We start from the raw sequence: 1,325 nt of genomic DNA, 5'->3' as shown, positions 1-1,325 counted from the left end.
CATTGAATGAAATAGTAAATTCCATATTATGCGGAATTAAGTCTTACACTCTGATTCATATGTGTGTATTCTTAGACAGGTTTCTTATTCGCAGTAGAAAGAGAAAACCATGTCTAAAAAAATACAGACCAGTCAGAAACACATGAACCAAAATGACCGCGTTGTTATTGAGAAACGGTTGGACTTATCCGTATCTTTCAGAGCAATAGGTGCAGAGCTCGGCAAAGATCCTACCACTATTGCCAAGGAGGTGAAGAAGCACAGGGTCTTTCAGGAACACAACAAGTTCAATGAAAAACCTTACAGATGTGCTAACGCCAAGGATTGTCACAAGAAAAATGTATGCAGTACCGTCCTGTTCTGTAAGCGCGAATGCAAGAACTGCAATAAATGCCATAGCTATTGCGAGGATTACAAGCCCTTCGATTATCACTGTCCTCTGACTGATAAGGCTCCTTTTGTCTGCAACGGATGCCCAAAAAAGACCTACTGCAGACTTGATAAATTTTATTACAGGGCAGTACGTGCGCAGAGTGAATACAAAACAATACTCGTTGAATCCCGCAGAGGGTTAAACATAACAGAAGCTGCTCTGGCGGCTCTGGACGCAACTGTAAGTCCCCTGATACTCAATGGTCAGTCGCCGTACATGGTCCTTCAAAATCATCCTGAGATCACTCAGTGTGAAAAGACCATTTATAACTACATTGATCAAGGCGCCCTGTCAGTATGCAATCTTGACCTTCCCAAGCAGGTTAAGTACAAACCTCGCCAGGCCCATGCATCAGAAATCGATGACACAGGCATTTTTGAAGGCAGATCCTACAAAGACTACCAGTCATTCATCAAAGAGTATCCGGATACAAAAATAACTGAGATGGATACTGTTGTAGGTCCGGAAGGCAGCCACAAAGTGCTCCTGACGCTTCATTTCTGTCCGGCAGATTTCATGATGGCATTTCTGCTCAACTCAAAAGAAGCCATTGGCGTGGAGAATACATTCGATAATATCAACAAAGCCATTGGCACGCAAATGTTCTGTGAGACCATGCCTCTGATAATTACCGACCGCGGGGGCGAATTCAAGCATCCGGAAGCGCTTGAATGTGGTGTAGACAATATACTGCGCACCAGTATCTATTATTGTGACCCCATGGCATCCTGGCAGAAACCTCATTGCGAGAAAAATCATGAATATATCCGCAAGATCTGTCCACAGACAACCACTACATTCGACAGGCTTACGCAGGATGATGTAAATCTCATGATGAGTCATATCAACAGTGCAAATCGTGAAAGCCTTGGTGGGCTCACTCCATTTAAGC

1 protein-coding gene is annotated in these 1,325 nt (G+C 43.7%); it reads left to right on the top strand.

The genetic code is table 11. The features are described from left to right. Positions 1-109: 109 nt before the first annotated feature. On the top strand, positions 110-1,325 hold a 1,216-nt coding region (locus T357_RS0118405), incomplete at its 3' end, for an IS30 family transposase (RefSeq protein WP_031555915.1).

Origin of the sequence: Oribacterium sp. FC2011 (genome assembly GCF_000701645.1) — a bacterium.
Classification (GTDB): domain Bacteria; phylum Bacillota; class Clostridia; order Lachnospirales; family Lachnospiraceae; genus Oribacterium.
The sequence above is the reverse complement of the archived record's forward strand: the minus strand, read 5'-3'. Positions and strand labels throughout refer to the sequence as shown.